Below are 1955 nucleotides of genomic sequence, written 5' to 3'. Positions count from 1 at the left end.
TGTTAGCGGCAGTGTAAAAATGACCCCCTAATGGCATTTAAAAACTGACCCCCTTGGTTAATATAGCGGTCATTTTGGACTGCTCAACATGTTAACTTTGGAGCAAGCAGTGACAATCCAAATACTTCATCAGCAAGGTAAATCTATTAAAGCGATTACTCGTGAACTGGGGGTGTCCAGAAATACCGTACGTAAATATTTACGGCAAAACACCACACCTCAGTATCAGCGTATACAGCCTAGAATAAGTATCCTTGACCCATATAAACCCTATTTACTTCAACGTGTAAACGCAGCTCATCCTGAATGGATTCCTGCTGTTGTGCTCTACCAGGAAATTTTAGGGTTGGGATATCCAGGAAAGATCAGGATCTTGAGGGAATATCTTGCAACATTAAAACCAGTTGCCAAACTGGAACCGATCATTCGTTTTGAAACCCAACCTGGCCAACAAATGCAGGTGGATTTCACCACAATTCGACGCAACAACACGACTTTGAAAGCCTTTGTCGCAACATTAGGGTATTCCAGAGCGACTTTCGTGAAATTTTATGATCATGAACGTACGGATGCATGGATCGATGGTCTAGAAAATGCATTTCAGTTCTTTGCAGGAGTACCTCAAGAAATCCTGTTTGATAACGCTAAAACGATCATGATTGAACGGGATGCCTATCAGGAGGGGCAGCATAAATGGAACCCCAAACTGCTCGACTGCGCTAAGAAGTACAGCTTTCGTCCTCGCGTATGTAAGCCCTACCGTGCACAGACCAAAGGCAAAGTTGAACGCTTTAATGGATACCTCAAATCAAGCTTTATTGTGCCATTGAAAGCAAGCCTGAAGACTTCGGGTTTACTGTTAGATGTTGATGTCGCCAATGCCCACATTGGCCGGTGGTTGCATGAAACCGCCAATCAGCGGATTCATGCCACCACGCAAGAAAAACCGGCTGTTCGACTGCAACAGGAGCAGCAAAAATTTACGCCATTACCGCAATCAGATATAGGTTCCAGCACTGTACCTGTTGCAGCAGCACAGCATGTCATGCCCTACGAGAGTTTGCAGCATCCCTTATCTGTATATGACCAGTTGCTGGGAGTTTCCTGATGAATCTGCAATACGACCGTATAGAGCAGCTTTGCCAAAAGCTCAATCTGCCTGCCATCGCATCACAATGGTCACATCATGCACAACAAACATTAGGTCAGGATGGAAGTTATGCCGACTTTGTTGAAGCGATCTTGACGCATGAATATGCTGCCAGGCAACAGCGCAGCCAGCAGGTACTGATGAAACTCTCAGGCCTGCCTCAAGTCAAAACCCTGGAAGACTATGATTTTAATTATGCCCTAGGGGCCCCTAAATCACAGGTGATTGAACTGTTCAATCTGAGCTTTATTGCTAGAGCAGAAAATGTGGTGTTTCTGGGGGCTAGCGGAGTAGGAAAAACGCACTTATCTATGGCATTAGGCTATAAGGCCATCATGAACAACATTAAGATCAAGTTCATTACCGCAGCGGATTTAATGCTGCAACTGAGTACAGCCTATCAGCAAGGTAAATTGAAAACCTATATGCAGCGTGCGGTACTGGGACCCAAGTTACTGATTATCGATGAAATTGGTTATTTACCATTTGGACGTGAAGAAGCGAATCTGTTCTTTAACGTGATTGCCAAGCGTTATGAAAAAGGCAGTACGATATTGACGAGTAACTTACCCTTTAGCCAATGGTCTAAGTCATTTGCGGATGATGTCACGTTGACCGCTGCGATGTTAGATCGGCTATTACATCACTGTCATGTGGTACAAATATCGGGTGAGAGTTATCGTTTGAAGGATAAAAAAAGAATTGGGATTCAACCCCAGGTTGAAACTTAATACGAGATCAAAGGGGTCAATTTTACTTTGCCATTTGTAAGGTAAAAGGGGTCAATTTTAGAATGCCGTTGACA

2 protein-coding genes are annotated in these 1955 nt (G+C 43.9%); both read left to right on the top strand.

The window, feature by feature from the left end; translation table 11 throughout:
* Window positions 1-88: 88 nt before the first annotated feature.
* Window positions 89-1108, top strand: a complete 1020-nt coding sequence (gene istA / locus CDG56_RS16620) for an IS21-like element ISAba8 family transposase (RefSeq protein ID WP_087548446.1) — start codon at window positions 89-91, stop codon at window positions 1106-1108.
* Window positions 1108-1881, top strand: coding sequence for an IS21-like element ISAba8 family helper ATPase IstB (gene istB, locus CDG56_RS16615; protein WP_001053379.1), 774 nt, complete (start codon window positions 1108-1110; stop codon window positions 1879-1881). Before istA ends, istB begins: the two co-directional genes overlap by 1 nt.
* Window positions 1882-1955 lie beyond the last annotated feature (74 nt).

This window comes from Acinetobacter sp. WCHA39 (assembly GCF_002165385.1).
In the GTDB taxonomy this organism is placed as follows: Bacteria; Pseudomonadota; Gammaproteobacteria; order Pseudomonadales; family Moraxellaceae; genus Acinetobacter.
This window is presented reverse-complemented; position numbering and strand designations above follow the sequence as displayed.